This is a genomic window from Ruegeria halocynthiae (assembly GCF_900106805.1).
Lineage (GTDB): Bacteria > Pseudomonadota > Alphaproteobacteria > Rhodobacterales > Rhodobacteraceae > Ruegeria > Ruegeria halocynthiae.
Genome location: NZ_FNNP01000012.1, coordinates 24945 through 41519, shown reverse-complemented (window position 1 = coordinate 41519; position 16575 = coordinate 24945). Strand labels below are relative to the sequence as shown.

The 16575-nt window shown below is 56.3% G+C and carries 16 protein-coding genes; 12 read left to right on the top strand and 4 right to left on the bottom strand.

Going from position 1 to position 16575, the window contains the following annotated elements; genetic code table 11:
• The 3 genes from BLU89_RS19035 to BLU89_RS19025 form a co-directional block, all read right to left on the bottom strand.
• Positions 1–1029, bottom strand: coding sequence for a carbohydrate ABC transporter permease (locus BLU89_RS19035; protein ID WP_074738991.1), 1029 nt, complete (start codon positions 1027–1029; stop codon positions 1–3).
• A 62-nt stretch (positions 1030–1091) separates the two neighbouring features.
• Positions 1092–2318 (bottom strand): ABC transporter substrate-binding protein, encoded by a 1227-nt coding sequence (locus BLU89_RS19030; RefSeq protein ID WP_074738989.1) that lies wholly within the window; start codon positions 2316–2318, stop codon positions 1092–1094.
• A gap of 83 nt (positions 2319–2401) precedes the next feature.
• On the bottom strand, positions 2402–3451 hold the full coding sequence (locus BLU89_RS19025) for an ABC transporter ATP-binding protein (RefSeq protein ID WP_074738987.1): 1050 nt from the start codon (positions 3449–3451) through the stop codon (positions 2402–2404).
• Positions 3452–3597: 146 nt separating this feature from the next.
• Between BLU89_RS19025 and BLU89_RS19020 the strand changes: the two genes are divergently transcribed.
• From BLU89_RS19020 to BLU89_RS18995, 7 genes are read left to right on the top strand one after another with little or no spacing between them, the layout of a single operon-like run.
• On the top strand, positions 3598–4599 hold the full coding sequence (locus BLU89_RS19020) for a nuclear transport factor 2 family protein (protein ID WP_074738985.1): 1002 nt from the start codon (positions 3598–3600) through the stop codon (positions 4597–4599).
• Positions 4596–5486 (top strand): amidohydrolase family protein, encoded by an 891-nt coding sequence (locus BLU89_RS19015; protein WP_074738983.1) that lies wholly within the window; start codon positions 4596–4598, stop codon positions 5484–5486. The genes BLU89_RS19020 and BLU89_RS19015 overlap by 4 nt, the downstream gene beginning before the upstream one ends.
• Positions 5483–5836, top strand: a complete 354-nt coding sequence (locus tag BLU89_RS19010) for a thioesterase family protein (protein ID WP_074738981.1) — start codon at positions 5483–5485, stop codon at positions 5834–5836. Before BLU89_RS19015 ends, BLU89_RS19010 begins: the two co-directional genes overlap by 4 nt.
• 57 nt (positions 5837–5893) lie before the next feature.
• Positions 5894–6538, top strand: coding sequence for an IS5 family transposase (locus BLU89_RS19005; RefSeq protein ID WP_425441419.1), 645 nt, complete (start codon positions 5894–5896; stop codon positions 6536–6538).
• An 8-nt stretch (positions 6539–6546) separates the two neighbouring features.
• Complete coding sequence (locus BLU89_RS22005) at positions 6547–6813, top strand: hypothetical protein (RefSeq protein WP_425441418.1); 267 nt, start codon at positions 6547–6549, stop codon at positions 6811–6813.
• A gap of 28 nt (positions 6814–6841) precedes the next feature.
• Positions 6842–7222, top strand: coding sequence for a recombinase family protein (locus BLU89_RS19000; protein ID WP_245709797.1), 381 nt, complete (start codon positions 6842–6844; stop codon positions 7220–7222).
• A 15-nt stretch (positions 7223–7237) separates the two neighbouring features.
• Complete coding sequence (locus BLU89_RS18995) at positions 7238–8497, top strand: hypothetical protein (protein ID WP_074738979.1); 1260 nt, start codon at positions 7238–7240, stop codon at positions 8495–8497.
• Between the two features lie 268 nt (positions 8498–8765).
• Here the strand turns inward: BLU89_RS18995 and BLU89_RS18990 are convergent, their stop codons facing one another.
• Positions 8766–9395: a response regulator transcription factor gene (locus tag BLU89_RS18990; RefSeq protein WP_245709796.1), complete on the bottom strand. Its 630-nt coding sequence runs from the start codon at positions 9393–9395 to the stop codon at positions 8766–8768.
• A 219-nt stretch (positions 9396–9614) separates the two neighbouring features.
• Between BLU89_RS18990 and BLU89_RS18985 the strand changes: the two genes are divergently transcribed.
• Genes BLU89_RS18985 through BLU89_RS18965 form a run of 5 tightly spaced genes read left to right on the top strand, consistent with a single transcriptional unit; the run spans position 9615 to position 16572 of the window.
• On the top strand, positions 9615–10856 hold the full coding sequence (locus BLU89_RS18985) for a pyridoxal-phosphate-dependent aminotransferase family protein (protein WP_074738977.1): 1242 nt from the start codon (positions 9615–9617) through the stop codon (positions 10854–10856).
• 28 nt (positions 10857–10884) lie between these two features.
• Positions 10885–12081 (top strand): malate--CoA ligase subunit beta, encoded by a 1197-nt coding sequence (locus BLU89_RS18980; protein ID WP_074738976.1) that lies wholly within the window; start codon positions 10885–10887, stop codon positions 12079–12081.
• Positions 12081–12971, top strand: a complete 891-nt coding sequence (sucD, locus tag BLU89_RS18975) for a succinate--CoA ligase subunit alpha (protein ID WP_074738974.1) — start codon at positions 12081–12083, stop codon at positions 12969–12971. Before BLU89_RS18980 ends, sucD begins: the two co-directional genes overlap by 1 nt.
• Positions 12971–13942 carry a 2-hydroxyacid dehydrogenase gene (locus BLU89_RS18970; protein ID WP_074738972.1) on the top strand — a complete coding sequence of 324 codons (972 nt, stop codon included), beginning with the start codon at positions 12971–12973 and terminating at the stop codon, positions 13940–13942. Before sucD ends, BLU89_RS18970 begins: the two co-directional genes overlap by 1 nt.
• Positions 13942–16572: a phosphoenolpyruvate carboxylase gene (locus BLU89_RS18965; protein ID WP_074738970.1), complete on the top strand. Its 2631-nt coding sequence runs from the start codon at positions 13942–13944 to the stop codon at positions 16570–16572. The genes BLU89_RS18970 and BLU89_RS18965 overlap by 1 nt, the downstream gene beginning before the upstream one ends.
• The last annotated feature ends 3 nt before the right edge of the window (positions 16573–16575 follow it).

Genomic DNA, 16575 nt, shown 5'->3' with positions numbered 1-16575 from the left:
TTATCTTGCTCCTTTAAAGTCGCGCCAGGTGCGGACAAGCACGGGCGACAGAAGAATGGCGATCCCGATTATCGTGATCACAGAAGTTGCGGCTGCGGAAGACAGTTGTCTGGTTTCACCATTCATGTCGTTGAAGATGAACGTACTCAGCGATTGCGCGTGTGCTCCCGCGCTGAACCCGATGATTGGTTCGAACACTTTGAAATTGTCCATCAACTGGATCAGAGCAACAAATGTAACAAGTGGCATCAGATGAGGAACAACTACGAACTTAACCTGTTGCCAGCGCGTAGCCCCATCAATCTGAGCAGCTTCAATCTGGTCTTTCGGCAGAGTTTGCAGCCCGGCATAGAAGACCACGAATGCAAACGGCGCTGAACTCCAAATACCGTAGACCATCAGCGCCACCCACATCAGTCCGGTCGAGGCCTTAAGACTGAAATCAGGATCTCCGGCCAGGTTTACGAGGGCATTGCCAATGACACCGCGACTGTCGATCATCCAGAACAGGATGAGCGAGCCGATCAGCGGCGTCACGATCATGGGCAAGAGTGAGAAGAAAATCATCAACCCCTTGAGGTGTCGATGCAGGGAATTGACAGCCAGAGCAATTACCAGCCCCAATAGGATCGTGAGCGGGGTCACAATGAAAGTGAAGGACAGCGTGAATGCCATCGCTCGGTAGAAGGGCAGATTCCCAAGCTCGGAGAAAAAACCGTCCCATGTGTCATTCGTGGCCCAAATTTGACCAACTTCCTGTATCGCCAAGTGGCCGCGGTCAAAGTAGATGCCCAATCCCACGAAACGGCCCATTGGACTCTCGGCACGCAGTGTGGCCGTCGCTTCCTGATCGACGGTAGTTTCGGTTGTACATCCAACGAGGGGCGTGCAGCTCTCCACCTCTATCAATACAGCCGGGTGCGGTGCAAATATCGATTGGGTCACCACAGACACGATTGGCATTGCGATGAACAGCAACATCGCCAGACCGGTGGGCAGGAAGAACCAGAGGAATGTCTTATGGCGCATAGCGAAGTCCCCGCATGAAGTGAGTGTGCGGTCGGCGGCAAAGGCCAACCGCACAATGGCATTTATTTAAGGAAGCCTTGTTCAATGGCGGCGGCACGATAAGCTGCCTCGATATCGGCCAGTGCTTGTTCAGCACTCTCCTTGCCTTGCATGAAATCAGCCAGTTCGTTGCCGAGTGCGCTATGCATTAGACCCATGTAGGGCAACATCGGATAAGGAGGTGTGCCCATCTTGGCTGCGGCAAACACACCTTGCGCATCCTCAGATGGTTCGTAGCCTTCGATCAGCCAGACTGCCAGTGGCGTGGTTTCGTCGTTCAGCATGTCCGGGCGGATACCATTTTTCATAGCGATGAAAGTAGCCTCTGCTTCTTCATCCGAAATATTCTTGCCGACGGTCCAGCCGTCCCACCACAAGGTAGTGGCCGGAATAGAGCCGCCACCAACGGTCATTGGTGCTGCGATGGCGTGACCGTCAATCACCTCCTGCAGCACGCCTTCGGTCGTGGTCTGCTGCGATGCGCGCGACCCCCACATATTCATGATTGCAACGTTTCCTGCACGGTATTCGGCATTGGTGGCATTGGAGTCATGGGTCAGGAAGTCGGGATTCATGTATTCCGACAAGGCCTTCATCATGTTCAGCGCGTTGACGCCGGCCTCGGTGTTGATGTTGGGTTCAGCGGTGCCGGGTTTGAAGTGGGTGCCACCATAGCCAAGGAACATGTTGTTGAATTCCTGAGCCAGGTTCCAACCTGCCTGATATGCGCCACCAACCGGGTTTTGCATAATGCCCTGCTCGCGAATTGCTTTGGCAACCTCGAGCAGTTCCTCATAAGTGGTCGGCACTTCGACACCGGCTTGCTCAAGTATGTCCCTGCGATACATGAGATGTTGTGCGTTGGCCATGAACGCCACGGCCATGATGTTGTCGCCAATCTTGATCAGCTGCCCAGGCTGCAGTTCCTGGCCATGCTGTTCCACCAGATCATTGAGCGGGCGAATGACGTCTTCGTTCATCAGCGCCACAAGCGAGCTATTGGCGATGATGGCGGTCGTATATTCCGACGGATTGCCCGACAGACCAGCCACGTTGATGGTCTGGTGCTCGGATGTCAGGTTGGATTCGACCGAGGCCCCAGTGCATTCCTTCGCGCCAGCCGCGACGGCCTGAATGGCCGCAAATTCGTTGCCAACGATATTGACCCGACCGCCAATTTCACAGGCATAGCCCGCACTTGCGGCAAAGGCGGCCATCGACCCGGCCAATGCTACTTTCTTCAGAAACATGGATATTCCTCCTAGGTGGATGGGTGCATCTTCGAAGCCTGCACCCGGGTTAAACCCGTCTCTACGGGTTTGAATTTCACTCTTTAGCCGTTCAGGCGCGCCCCGGTTTGTGCATCAAACAAGTGGCAGTGATCTGTATGGATATGGATCGAAACCTGATCGTCGATTTCGGCCCGATAGGTCTTGTCGGCTTTGACCGAGACCAGTGCACCACCGATCCGAACCGAGACCATGGTGCTGTCGCCCAACAGCTCTTGCGTGTAGATCGGTGCATTGATCTCGCCACCGCTTTCCACAACATTCGCGTCCTCGGCGCGAAAGCCCAGCGTGAAGGGACCGTCCGGTACGTTCAGCCCGTGCACCTCTGTGCTTTGAGCGCGGAACACACCACCCTGGACCTCGCCATCGACAAGGTTCATCGCTGGGTTGCCAATAAAGCTGGCCACAAATGTATTTGCAGGTTCATCATATATATCGGTCGGAGAGCCAACCTGCTGAACCACACCTTGCTTCATGATCACCACGCGGTCGGCCAGGGTCATCGCCTCGATCTGGTCGTGGGTCACGTAGATCGTGGTAACGGCAAGTTCGTGGCTGAGGTTCTTGATTTGCGCGCGGGTGGAAACGCGCAGTTTTGCATCAAGGTTCGACAGCGGTTCATCCATCAGAAACACATTGGGCTCGCGAACAATCGCACGCGCCAGGGCCACCCGCTGTCGCTGACCGCCGGACAGTTCCGCCGGCTTGCGGTGCAAAAAGTCGTCCAGCTCAACCATGGCCGAGGCACGGCGCACTTTCTCGTCGTGAGTAGAGGGATCGATGCCGCGAACCTTCAGCGGAAATCGGATGTTCTCGTATACGTTCATGTTTGGATAGAGCGCGTAGGATTGAAACACCATCGCAACGTCTCGGTCCTTGGGTTCCATGTCGTTGACGCGCTGCCCGTCGATCAGGATGTCACCCTCGGACGCATCTTCGAGGCCAGCAATCATGCGCATGGTTGTCGTCTTCCCGCAGCCTGAGGGGCCGAGGAGCACGAGAAATTCCCTGTCGGCTATGGTCAGATCGAAATTGTTGACCCCAACAAACGATCCCCAACGTTTCCCAACGTTGCTAAGTTGAATTTCGGCCATTCTGTCCTCCCTGCCGCACAATCAGTGCATACGATTGCAAAAGCATAGACATCCGACGGCCTGTATGACAAGTATTTTTTGCAAGCGAATGCAAAAATGGCGGCGGCGGCTGCTTCCCTTCTGTTAAAGCACTGAAAGTAAACAACATGCCTTATGAAGCCGAGAAAAGCGTTGTCCTGGATTATTATGATGCGCTGTGCAAAACAGAAGAATCAGCCATCCCTGATACGATCTTAAACTATTGTGCCGAGGACTTTCTGTGGCGCGGCTTCCATCCGTTTGACGAACTTCGTGGCGCCAAAGAAGTTGCGCAAGAATTTTGGCTTCCGTTGAGAAGCAGCCTGTCGAAGATGCAGCGCCGCATGGACGTATTCATGGCCGGAAAGAACGAGATCGACGGGTTCAACTCGGTCTGGGTTGTTTCGATGGGACATCTCATGGGCCTATTCGACAATGCATGGCTGGGCATCGCTCCAACAGGCAAGATGGCCTTTCTGCGATATTGTGAGTTCAGCAGGGTCGAGAACGGCAAAATTACCGAGACCGCGATGTATTTCGACATCCCGCACCTCATGATGCAGGCCGGTCTGCAGCCATTCCCGCCGCAGACGGCCGCGCAGCTGGTCCAACCCGGACCGATGACCCATGATGGCCTGATGTTTGACACACAACCCGCTGAAGAGGGTGACCGTACCTTGGCCGCGATCAATGCAATGATCGCAGATCTTGGTCGATGGGACAGCGGCCTGAGCCTTGAGGACGAGCTGCGCCGCACATGGTGTGAAGATATGATCTGGTGGGGGCCCTCTGGCATAGGGGCGACTTACACAATCGAGCGCTATGCAAAACAACATGCGAGGCCGTTCCGGACCTCGTTTACTGACCGTTCAAAAACCAAACATATCTGCCGTATGGCCGAAGGTCACTATGGCGGTTTCTTTGGGTGGCCGAACTTCTCCGCACGTCCCACAGGCGGTTTCATGGGCATGCCCGCCACCGAAAAAATCGGTGAGTTCAGGGTGATCGATATCTATCGGCGTTCTGGTGACAAACTGGCCGAAAACTGGATCTTTATCGACCTCCTGCACTTTTGGAAGCAACAAGGTATCGATATTCTGGCCCGGATGGCAGAGGTGCCGAGAACATGACTGGTTGGATCGACGCACATCACCACCTATGGGACCTGAACGCCGTACACTACCCCTGGCTTATGGCGCGCGGGGTAGAACGGTTCTTCGGCGACCCAACCCCCATTCAGCGAGACTATTTGTTAGATGAATTCCAGTCAGAGGCTGTGCCTTGCGGCGTCCGAGCTTCGGTTCATATCCAGGTTGGGGCGGAAAACGCTTTGGACGAAGCCAGGTGGGTTCAGTCTATCGCCGATGCGAACCCGATCTGGCCGATCGCGCAGGTTGTCTTCTGTGATTTGACTACGTCGGACTTGCCTACTCAGCTCGACAATTTTCAGACCCTGTCATCCGTGCGAGGTGTCAGGCAAATCGTAGGACGCGCTCCGGGAGAGGATGCACAAACGGGCACCAACGCGCTACTCGATGATCCCGGTTTCCCAAGAGGTCTAAGAGAAGCCGAAAAACGCAATCTCAGTTTTGATCTGCAACTCATTCCCGAGCTGATGGAAAAGACCGCCCGCGTCCTGGCGCAGGCACCGGATATTCGTATCGCCCTGTGCCATGCCGGATCGCCACATGACCGCAGCCCGGCAGGCCTGAAGAAATGGGCTCAAAATCTGCGGGCGCTGTCCAACTTGCCCAATGTCTCGTGTAAACTCTCAGGATTAGGAATGTTCGATCACAACTGGACCCCTGATAGCATTCGACCAATCATTGAAGAATGCCTTGAACAATTTGGGCCTAAGAAGGTCATGTTTGGCTCAAATTTCCCGGTCGACAAACTCTATGGAAGTTACGCCACCCTGGCGCAGGCATACCGTGATTTGGTTCCCACTGAGGCGCATTCAGCGGTGTTCAGCGAAACCGCTGCGCGCTTTTATGATCTTGAGGTACACTGGGAATGATGTTCACCTTTGAAACCACGGTGAAGCCTGAGTGGATCGACTATAACGGCCATATGCAAGACGCCTATTACGGTCTGGTGTTCAGCTACGCCGTTGATGCGATGCAGGATGAGGTCGGATTCGATGCTGAGTATCGCGCGCGCACCGGGTGTACGATCTATCTGCTTGAGGACCACAAGTTTTATCTGCGGGAAGTCAAAGTAGCTGACCATCTTCGAATTGAGACGCGAATTCTGAATTGTGATGAAAAGCGCTTCCATTTACATTTGCAGATGCTGAACGACGGCGTTGTTGCATGGACCCTCGGCCCGCTGGTATCGGATGCGTTCTGTTCGTCGAGGATGCTGTAAATGCCGCACAAGTTCAACGCCGCTCGTCGTTAGAAGATCCCGAAGCAAAAGTATAGGGTGACCAACTGGACTGAATACAACGAAAGCCTGCGGCGGCGCGGTGATCTGACTGTCTGGATCAGCGATGATGCGCTTGGACTGTGGTCAGCACCGCGCCGAACGACACGAGGCGGTCAGCGGACATATTCAGACCTGGCGATCGAGATCTGCCTGACCCTGAGCGCTGTCTACAAGCAACAGTTGCGTCAGACCCAAGGCTTCATGCGCAGCATCGCGACCCTGCTAGGTGTCGAGATCGCGGTGCCGGATTTCTCCACACTCTCGCGCCGAGGCAAGGGACTGACTTTGCCTGCAACGCGTAAAACCGACCGATCCGACCCGGTCCATCTGGTTGTCGATAGCACCGGCCTGAAGGTCTTCGGCGAGGGCGAGTGGTTTGAGCAAAAGCATAAAACAAGCCGCAAACGGCGCTCTTGGCGCAAACTTCACCTCGGCCTTGATCTTGTCAGTGGCGAGATCGTCTGCTCCGATCTCACCAAGGATGACGTCGGCGATTCGACAGCGCTTCCAGTTCTCTTGGATCAGGTTGACGGCCCCGTCTCTCACTTTCTGGCAGGTGGAGCTTATGATGGAGAACAACATCTGATTTGCTTGCCGCCCGGTTCGGATCGACGATTGAGGACACGATTCCACCGCCAATAAACGCAATCATGAGCCCCAACGCGGCCCAGGACCCGACGGCCCGAGACGGCCATATCACCGAGATCGCCGCCCGTGGGAGAATGGCCTGGCAAAAAGCCACTGGTTACAATCAACGCAGCCGAGGTGAAACTCTTGTGGGCAGTTGGAAGGTGGTTATTGGGTCTAAGCTTAAGGCGCGCACCTTCGAAAATCAGAAAGCAGAAGTCAGGATTGGCGTCCCGGTACTCAACCGGATGACTGGACTTGGCTGTCCCAGTTTCGAACGCACCGCCTGAAATCCGTCTCGGGTAGGGCGTGTTCCGAGTGGACACTGATCTATGCAACACGGCCCGGGAAACGCTGGAACAGCTTGCGGGATGGAAAGTTTCAGTCGTGGCCATGATTGGCATAACATTCGAGCTGAACACACCACATGGCCGTATGATGGCGACAATGCTGGCGGGGATTGCACAGTTTGAACGAGACTTGCTCAGCGAACGAGTAAAGTCCGGCCTTGCAGCCGCTCGTGCGCGCGGCAAGAAACTTGGTCGTCAGCCCGGTCAACGCCCAAAATCTGACAAACTCTCACCGCATGTCATTCAGGCGGTTGCTGATGGGCGATCATATTGCTGGATTGCCCGCGATCTGGGCATTTCCAAGAATACCGTCACGGAAATCATGAAACGGCATAGGCAGGCTCAGTGATCGAAAGGAAGAACGATGGCAGGACAAGTGATTTGGTCGCGATTCCGTTTTTTGAAGGGCAAGCGCGAGAATCAAACAGAAGGAGATAAAAGAGCTGAGTTTAAGGCACGTGTCGCTCGGATTAATGCCGTCCAGGAAAAAGCGTCACGGGAATGGGAAGGTTACCTTGCATCGGGTGCGTTGGAAAACGCCGATCCTCTAGCAAAATCCTATCATGCCTATGTGTACGCGTTGATGGAGCAGTTGCAAAAAAGCCGCCGCCACCCGGAGCATGATCAGGCAGTCAAGGCTGGTGCGACCATCTGGCGAGAGGTCCAGCACTTGCGCGAGGAAGCGGGGCTTCCAAGAGAACCGCCCCGTGATGCATCGACCGAACCGACCCCCTCTCCAGAGTTGGATGCCGCGCTTTCCGCTCTGGATAAGGCCAATGCCGAGACTGAACGAGCATCGCGTTTGCCTCTGCCCGAGGTAACAACCGAAGACCTGAAATCAATAGTATACGAAGGTAAGTGTCTTTGTGGGTGGGTCGCGCGCGTGTTGCCTGTGTCTGAGTTCGAAGACTTTGTACTCGATCTGTGGAAGCGGTTTGGTCCCGTACATCCCCAGGTGGAAGACGCGTTACATGCCTTTGACGCAGTGCGGTCGCTTCGCAGGTTCCCACGGCTGGAACGGGCCTTAGAGCGCAGGCCAGGTTTACCGTTCTCTTATGACCCACCTACGCAGGAAGAATTGTTGCGTGCGGAGTGGAAAACGGCCGAGCCTTTGGTCTGCGACAGCGATTCGATTGAAAAGATTGAGGCAGTATTTGCCGAGTTCTCCGCCGATGATTTGCACGAAGTAGCGCATGGGCAAGATCTCTATTCTGCTCCGTTTATCCTTGCTATCGCGCGGCATCCGCTTTGCGACTGGGCATCGGCACTGGAGATTCTGCACAGCTATAGCGCTTCAGCGTATCAGAAGTACTGGGCTGAAGGTAAGGTAGAGAGTGATTTTGACGATAAATGTGAGCGCATGCTTTTCGAGGCATTCGACATCATCGCACACAGGGCGAACGGGATCGGATTCCGCAGCCGGTCGTTCAGAGTCAACTTTGACCCTTGGCAGGTAACGGAGAATGGCAAGCCAAACCCCGACCATCCGCAGAATTGGATAAAATGGGCAATACCTGAAAAAAAATTACGGCACCCAAAGGGAAAGAAGCACAAGCCAAACATTGAGTTTGACAGCTCGCTGATCCGCCCTTCCTTCGAGGCTTGGAAAAAAGCGCGCGCCTAACTGAGAAAGCTAGAATGTCGGCCAAAGGTGCAGAGCAGCATCACATTAATATTGGGGTCATCGCGGGCGGCGTGAACAGTAAACTTGATCTGACGGAACTTCAGCCAACAGCCCTGAGAATGGGATGTTGGCTGTCTGGCGCGACGAAAGTCTCCGATCCCTTATGATACAATCCTGCCCCCTACCGGAATCGACTCCTTACACCGCTCAGGTATCGCTCACATATTGCACGTTCGATAGTACACGCTCGGCCATTGGAGCAATTCAATTAACCTGAGGCTGCGCCAGAAGAGTAGAAGAATGCAATCGCTTGAGCCCGATTTTTAACTGAGAGCTTTTCGTAGATATTGGACAAGTGAAACTTGACGGTGTTCGTCGAGATTTGCAGGTCTCTCGAAAGCTCGCGGTTGGATAGACCTTTGGCCAGGGCTTCAAGGATGACACGCTCTTTTCGGGACAGGCTGTGAATTGGGTCCCGCTGCATCTTGCGGACGTCGATGAACGGGAACACCATCTTCCCGTCGGCCACGTCGGCGCAAGTTTCCAGCAACCCGTCAACCTCACCTGATCGGGATGCGAACCCAGCGGCCCCCGCCTGCATAGCAAGACGCGGAACGTCACCCAGTTCATCACCATAAACGACAAAGCGGGGCGCATTTTCCTGTTCGCGCAGGACCTCGATCAGTTTGGCTGCCCCCAGAACCGGCAAATTCCAGGCAATCACGCAAACCTTGACCGGGACTCTCATAACGGCGCCCAGGAACCCTTCGGCGGTAGCTGAAGTAGCGACCAGAGAGAATCGCAGATCACGCTCGAAAATTTCGGACATGGCCGACAGCACGAGCGGATTGTTGTCCGCAAGCATTACGTCAATCGGTTGCTGTGAAGGTTCTGTCATTGATATTACGCCCAAATTTCAGATTTACTACCCATAAGTATAGGGCAGATCTTGGTATACACCGGTATCCTTGCCAAAATGGGTAGGTTTTTTCCCATTCAATTAGAAGTCCCAAAGCAGTAGTAAGTTACGTTGCGCGATGATGCAAGCAACGCTCTTCTGATCCACAACACGATATTTGGGCGTGGTCGACCACCCCGACGATCTAAGGAGGATCGAATGACTTTCCATATTTACCCCACGCTCGAAATCCCTGAGACGCTGGCTGCTGGTCCGGGGCCGGGCAACACTGACGCTCGCGTACTTCAGGCCTTCACCAACACCGGAGTTGCGGATCACATGCAAGGCGACGTTCTGCGCGGCATGGTCGAATGCAAGCACATGCTGCGCGAGATCTGGGGCACTTCGAATACATATACATTCGCAGTCGCAGGCACCGGCTGGAGCGCGCTGGACACCATGTTCTCGGCCGTCATGCCCGGCGACAAGGTTGTTGCATTTAACAACGGCACATTTTCAGACATCGACACGCTGACCCTTCGCATCAAGGCGGCAACGCCGGAAGAGCATGCCGCCAACCCTCTGGACCCGCTGGCCGCCGGTGTCACCGTCATCGACGTACTGCATGGCCAGTCGGTGACCGGGGAAATGGTCGAGGCCGCACTGGCCGAGCACAAGCCGAAATGGGCGTTCATGGCGCATTGGGAAACGGGTTCAGGTCGTATCAATGATCTGCGCGGGTTCTCGGATGCCTGTGAACGTCACGGCGCAATGGGTCTGATTGATGCCGTTTCGTCTTTGGGTGTCGAAGATTTCCGGATCGACGACTATCCGGGCATCGCTGGCTGGGCCTCGTGCCCGCAAAAGGGCCTGTGCTGTTTGCCATTGACCTATGCGCCGGTCAGCTTTTCCGATGAATATATCGACAGCCTGAAATCAACAGGTGCCTACAGCTATGTCCACAATCCCATTTTCGAGGCCCGTCATTGGGGAATCGTCGATGGGCAGGACGTCGAGAAAGGTACCTATCACCGGACCCATTCCGGCTACGCTGTGGCCGCCTTCCATGAATCCCTTCGTCTGACGCTGACTGAAGGATTGGCAAAGCGGTCGGGCTCGTACCGCACGCACGAAAAGGTGCTGCGTGACGCCGTAACCGCGATGGGATGCGAAGTGACTTCGGATATGCCCAGCCTTCTGGTCCTCAACCTGCCGCCGGAACTGGCCGGGCGCGAGATGGAGCTGGTCCTGAATTGCCGGGCGCGCGGGTTCGGCATCTGGCCGACACTCAGCGCACCGGTACAGGTCCGGATTGGCATCCTCAATCAACTGAACCGCCAGGCGATCAGCCAGATCATCCGTCTGTTCGCCGAAGCCATGCGCGAACTGGGCGGCACCGTCGATTTCGAAGCCATCGAGGCGTTGCTCGAAAGCCGTTACGGCACGTCGATCGCTGCTTGAACACACTGCATAAACGGGAGGAATGCAGATGGATATTCATGAGTATCAGGCGAAAGAAGTTCTTTCGAACTTCGGTGTTGCCATACCGTCCGGCGCGTTGGCCTATAGCCCTGAACAGGCGGCCTATCGCGCCCGAGAGCTTGGCGGAGACAAGTGGATTGTCAAAGCACAAGTCCACGCAGGTGGCCGCGGCAAAGCGGGAGGCGTCAAGCTGTGTAATAGCGAGAATGAGATACATACTGCCTGCGACGAGATGTTCGGCCGCAAGCTGGTGACCCACCAGACCGGACCGGAAGGCAAGGGCATCTATCGTGTCTATGTCGAATCCGCCGTGCCGATCGATCGCGAGATTTATCTGGGCTTTGTTCTGGACCGCACCAGCCAGCGAGTCATGATCGTAGCCTCCTCTGAAGGCGGAATGGAGATTGAAGAGATTTCCGCCGAGCGCCCTGACAGCATCGTGCGTTCGATCGTCGAGCCTGCCGTAGGGTTGCAGGAGTTTCAGGCCCGCGAAGTTGCTTTCAATCTGGGCCTTGAACCCCGTCTGGTACAGCAAATGGTTCGCACGTTGCAGGGTTGCTATGCTGCTTTCAACGAACTGGACGCGACCATGGTTGAGATTAACCCGCTGGTCGTCACTGGCGACGACCGGGTTCTGGCGCTGGATGCGAAGATGAGCTTTGACGACAACGCATTGTTTCGTCATCCCCATATTTCCGAACTGCGAGACAAAAGTCAGGAAGACCCGCGCGAAAGCCGCGCGGCGGACCGGGGGCTGTCTTATGTGGGCCTTGAAGGCAATATCGGCTGCATCGTGAACGGTGCAGGTCTGGCCATGGCCACGATGGATACGATCAAACTGGCCGGTGGCGAGCCTGCAAACTTCCTCGACATTGGCGGCGGCGCCTCGCCGGAACGTGTTGCCAAGGCTTTCCGACTGGTTCTGTCCGACAAGAACGTTCAGGCGGTGTTGGTCAACATTTTTGCCGGTATCAACCGCTGTGACTGGGTCGCCGAAGGCGTCGTACAGGCGCTGCGCGATCTGGAAATTGACATCCCTGTCATTGTGCGACTTGCCGGGACCAACGTCGAAGAAGGGCAGAAGATCCTTGCCAAATCCGGCCTGCCAATCATCCGTGCCACAACGCTGATGGAAGCCGCAGAACGGGCGGTGGGTGCCTGGCGGAACGACCTGATACAAAACACCAAGGTGAGGGCTGTATAATGAGCATTCTTCTCGACCGCGACTCTCGCGTAATCGTTCAGGGCATCACCGGACGCATGGCGCGCTTTCATACCAAGGATATGCTGGAATATGGCACTAATGTAGTCGGCGGCGTCGTTCCCGGAAAAGGCGGCGAAACCGTCGAGGGTGTGCCCGTTTTCGACACCGTGAAACAGGCCGTCGAGTCTACCGGCGCCGATGCCAGCCTGGTCTTTGTACCACCGCCGTTTGCCGCAGACTCAATCATGGAAGCTGCTGACGCGGGTATCCGCTATTGCGTCTGCATCACCGACGGGATCCCGGCGCAGGACATGATCCGTGTTAAGCGCTACATGTACCGCTACCCCAAAGACAAGCGCATGGTGCTGACCGGCCCGAACTGCGCGGGTACCATCAGCCCCGGAAAGGCTTTGTTGGGGATCATGCCCGGACATATCTACCTGCCGGGCAATGTCGGCATCATTGGCCGCTCGGGGACGCTTGGCTATGAGGCTGCTGCGCAGCTGAAAGAGCGCGGTATCGGAGTTTCGACCAGCGTCGGCATCGGGGGTGATCCGATCAACGGTTCCTCGTTCCGTGACATTCTCGAACGCTTTGAGTGGGATGAGGATACCGAGGTTATCGCCATGATCGGCGAAATCGGCGGGCCGCAAGAAGCTGAAGCGGCTGAATATATCCGCGATCACATCACCAAACCAGTCATTGCCTATGTTGCAGGTTTGACCGCGCCAAAAGGGCGGACTATGGGCCATGCTGGTGCGATTATCTCGGCTTTTGGTGAAAGTGCATCGGAAAAGGTCGAGATTCTGTCCGCCGCCGGTGTGACCGTTGCCGAAAACCCTGCCGTCATCGGTGAAACTATCGCCTGTGTCATGGGAAAGGCTGCGTGATGGTTAAGCCTTCGGTTCTTGTCACCCGTCGTTGGCCTGCTGCGGTCGAAGCGCAGTTGACCGAGAACTACAACGCTGTGCTCAATACCGGGGACAAACCAATGTCCCCGGCCGAAATCCGCGATGCTCTGAAACGCTATGACGCGGTTCTGCCCACGGTCACCGATACGCTCAGCGCCGAGGCGCTGGACGTTCCCGCAGCGCGGACTAAAATCCTCGCCAATTATGGCGTGGGATACAGCCATATCTGCGAACCATCGGCGCGCGATCTCGGGATGACCGTGACCAATACACCGGATGTCCTGTCCGAATGTACGGCCGATCTGGCCATGACATTGCTGCTGATGGTTGCCCGTCGCACTGGCGAGGGCGAGCGTGAATTGCGCGCTGGAAACTGGTCCGGTTGGCGTCCGACCCACCTTGTCGGCACGAAGGTCAGCGGCAAGACGCTTGGCATTATCGGCTTTGGACGGATCGGTCAGGAAATGGCGCGGCGCGCGCATCACGGCTTTGGCATGAAAATTCTGGTCCAAAACCGCAGCGCAGTGTCGGCCGAGGTGCTGAAACAGTTCAACGCAACGCAGGTCGCAACGGTCGATGACTTGCTGCCACAATGCGATTTCATCTCGCTGCATTGCCCCGGAGGATCGAAGAACCGGCACCTGATCAACGGGCGCAGGCTCGACCTGATGAAGCCTGGCGCATTCCTTATCAACACCGCACGCGGCGAAGTTGTGGACGAGCACGCTCTGGTACAGTCGCTGATGTTCGACACGATCGGCGGCGCGGCGCTGGATGTCTTTGATGGCGAACCCCGGATTAGCCCGGACCTGTTGCAATGCGACAGTCTGGTGATGTTGCCCCATCTGGGCAGCGCCACGCGCGAATCCCGCGAAGCCATGGGGTTCCGCGTTCTCGACAATCTCGGCGATTTTTTTGCGGGCCGCACTCCGCGGGATCAGGTGATCTGATGCAAGCGCTGGCCCGAAATATTCCGCCCTACGCGGACCCCTCAAACTACTCCGAAGGGTTGCGCTCGGAATTGCGGGTGTTGTGGCGGAACATTCTGCAGAAACGGGCGCCCCATGTAGCGACCTGGGCCGAGGCCACGCCGTTGCAACCAATCCCCACCGGACCCGAAGCAACGCCATACTTACAAGCCCTGTCGATCTGGTTCCAACTGTTGCGCATCATTGATGAAAACGCAGAAGTCCGGGACCGGCGCCTGACCGAGACCCAAAGCGGAGCCGAAGCGGTCGAAGGCGGATTCGCCAAGGTTTTGTCTGACCTGTCCCTGACAAATCGCCAGACGGAAAAGCTGACCGCTGATCTGTGTGCAGGTCCCACCCTGACCGCGCATCCGACCGAGGCCAAACGGGTCACTGTTCTGGAAATTCACCGGCGGATCTACCGCAACCTCGTCGGCCTTGAAACCCAACGCTGGACTCCGACCGAACGCGCCGAATTGCTGAATGGTCTGGAAGGTGAGATCGATCTTCTGTGGCTGACTGGTGAACTTCGCCTGACACGCCCAAGCCTGCACGATGAGATTGAATGGGGGTTGCAATTCTTCCGGGATGCAATCTTTGACGCCGTCCCGCAGGTCATGGATCGGTTCGATCAGGCCTGCCTGCATGTGCTGGGCCAGACCCTGAATGAAACACCCGATATCCGCTTTCACAGCTGGATCGGCGGCGATCGGGACGGCAATCCGAATGTCACGACCGAGATGACCGCACTGGCTTTGCAACGCGGGCGTGAAACGGTTCTTGACCTTTACCGTCAGGCCCTTGATCAGGCTGCAAGCAGGCTGAGTATAAGTGCACTCATATTGCCGCTGCCCGAGCTCAACAGGGCGCGTATACAAGTAATAATCGACCGGTTTCCGGATGCTGGCCGCAATCGGAACGAACCGTTTCGGCAAGCTCTCAATGCCATTCGCCATCGGCTGACAGATGGCGGCTATGATCACATCTCACAATTCGTGAGCGACCTTGACGCGCTTGATAACGCATTATGCGCGGTCAACGCCGATATTCTGGCGCGACGGCATATCCGCCCCCTGCGCCGTGCTGCGACGGTTTTCGGGTTCCGAACCACAACATTGGATATCCGCCAGAATTCGACCGTCACAACCGATGTTCTGGCCGAAATCTGGTCACAATCCGGGCAGACTCCGGACTATGGCACGGCCGAATGGTCTGCCCGTTTGCGAACCGAATTGTCGGATCAGAACCTGACTTATCAAAACCGCGACGCGCTGAGCGAACAGGCACAGGAATTGCTTGCCCTTCTGGCGCTAGTCAATAGCGTGCGATCAGGGCCAGATCCCAAGGCAATCGGTCCGTTCATCCTGTCTATGACCCGTTCTGCCGATGATATTCTCGGCGTCTACCTGCTGGCCCGCTTTGCCGGGTTCGGGTCCGAGACACTGGATATTTCGGTGGTTCCGCTGTTTGAAACGATTGCCGATCTGCGTAACGCCCCGGCGATCCTGCTGGATGTTTTAGGCATTCCGCTCGCGCGCCGCAGCCTCAAAACGGACGGTAACGTGATCGAGGTGATGTTGGGATATTCTGACAGCGGCAAGGATGGCGGCTATTTCTGCTCAACATGGGAGCTGGAGCGTGCCCAACGCCGAACCGTGTCGGCACTGGCCTCGCAAGGCTTCAAAGCCACATTTTTTCATGGTCGCGGCGGCTCGGTCAGCAGAGGCGGCGCACCTACCGGACGTGCCATCGCCGCGCAACCCAGTGGAACAATTGCCGGGCGGTTGCGGGTGACCGAACAGGGTGAGGTTGTTTCAACCAAATATGCCAACCGCGGTACGGCTGCGGCGCATCTGGAATTGCTGCTTTCAAGCACGCTGCGCCATACAGCCAACCCCGGCGAAACCCCTGCCCGGCCCGAGTTCGACGACGCGCTGGATGCTCTGTCGGAACTGTCGCAGACGGCCTATGTCTCGCTTCTGCAGATGCCGGGCTTTCTGGATTATTTCCAGCAAGCCAGCCCGGTCGAAGAGCTTGCCCGCCTGAAAATCGGGTCCCGCCCCACCCGCCGGTTCGGCGCGGCCAGTCTGGATGACCTGCGGGCCATTCCATGGGTTTTTGCGTGGTCGCAGAACCGTCACCTGATCACCGGGTGGTACGGGTTTGGCGCGGCCATGACCAGCTTTCGTAAATTCCGTGGCGTGCGCGGTGATGAAGTACTGCAGGACATGTTTAATGATTCTCGCCTGTTCCGCCTCGCGGTCGATGAGATGGAGAAATCGCTCTATCAGGCGGATATGGATATCGCCGCACGATACAGCGAATTGGTCCCCGATGCAGAGACCCGTCAACGCATCTCGCTGGCTATCAAAACGGAATACGACAGTGCCTGCAGCGCTGTGCAGTTTCTGACCGGCGGTCAGACCATCGGTCACCGTTTTCCTCGTCTGTGCGAGCGGATTGATCGTAAGCGGTCCGAACTGGCCCGCATTCACGCGCTGCAAGTCGAATTGCTGCGACAGGCCCGAAGCGAACCAAAGGCGGGATCGGTTCCTGTGCCTTTGCTGCAATCCATGAACGCCATTTCCGCTGGCCTTGGCTGGACTGGCTAACCC

Excerpts from the sequence above, each read along its gene's own strand:
- BLU89_RS19035 (WP_074738991.1), bottom strand. The coding sequence starts at position 1,029 with ATGCGCCATAAGACATTCCTCTGGTTCTTCCTGCCCACCGGTCTGGCG.
- BLU89_RS18965 (WP_074738970.1), top strand. The coding sequence starts at position 13,942 with ATGCAAGCGCTGGCCCGAAATATTCCGCCCTACGCGGACCCCTCAAAC.
- BLU89_RS18970 (WP_074738972.1), top strand. The coding sequence starts at position 12,971 with ATGGTTAAGCCTTCGGTTCTTGTCACCCGTCGTTGGCCTGCTGCGGTC.
- BLU89_RS19030 (WP_074738989.1), bottom strand. The coding sequence starts at position 2,318 with ATGTTTCTGAAGAAAGTAGCATTGGCCGGGTCGATGGCCGCCTTTGCC.
- BLU89_RS18990 (WP_245709796.1), bottom strand. The coding sequence starts at position 9,395 with ATGACAGAACCTTCACAGCAACCGATTGACGTAATGCTTGCGGACAAC.
- BLU89_RS22005 (WP_425441418.1), top strand. The coding sequence starts at position 6,547 with ATGAGCCCCAACGCGGCCCAGGACCCGACGGCCCGAGACGGCCATATC.
- BLU89_RS19010 (WP_074738981.1), top strand. The coding sequence starts at position 5,483 with ATGATGTTCACCTTTGAAACCACGGTGAAGCCTGAGTGGATCGACTAT.
- BLU89_RS18980 (WP_074738976.1), top strand. The coding sequence starts at position 10,885 with ATGGATATTCATGAGTATCAGGCGAAAGAAGTTCTTTCGAACTTCGGT.
- sucD (WP_074738974.1), top strand. The coding sequence starts at position 12,081 with ATGAGCATTCTTCTCGACCGCGACTCTCGCGTAATCGTTCAGGGCATC.
- BLU89_RS19020 (WP_074738985.1), top strand. The coding sequence starts at position 3,598 with ATGCCTTATGAAGCCGAGAAAAGCGTTGTCCTGGATTATTATGATGCG.
- BLU89_RS19025 (WP_074738987.1), bottom strand. The coding sequence starts at position 3,451 with ATGGCCGAAATTCAACTTAGCAACGTTGGGAAACGTTGGGGATCGTTT.
- BLU89_RS18995 (WP_074738979.1), top strand. The coding sequence starts at position 7,238 with ATGGCAGGACAAGTGATTTGGTCGCGATTCCGTTTTTTGAAGGGCAAG.
- BLU89_RS18985 (WP_074738977.1), top strand. The coding sequence starts at position 9,615 with ATGACTTTCCATATTTACCCCACGCTCGAAATCCCTGAGACGCTGGCT.
- BLU89_RS19015 (WP_074738983.1), top strand. The coding sequence starts at position 4,596 with ATGACTGGTTGGATCGACGCACATCACCACCTATGGGACCTGAACGCC.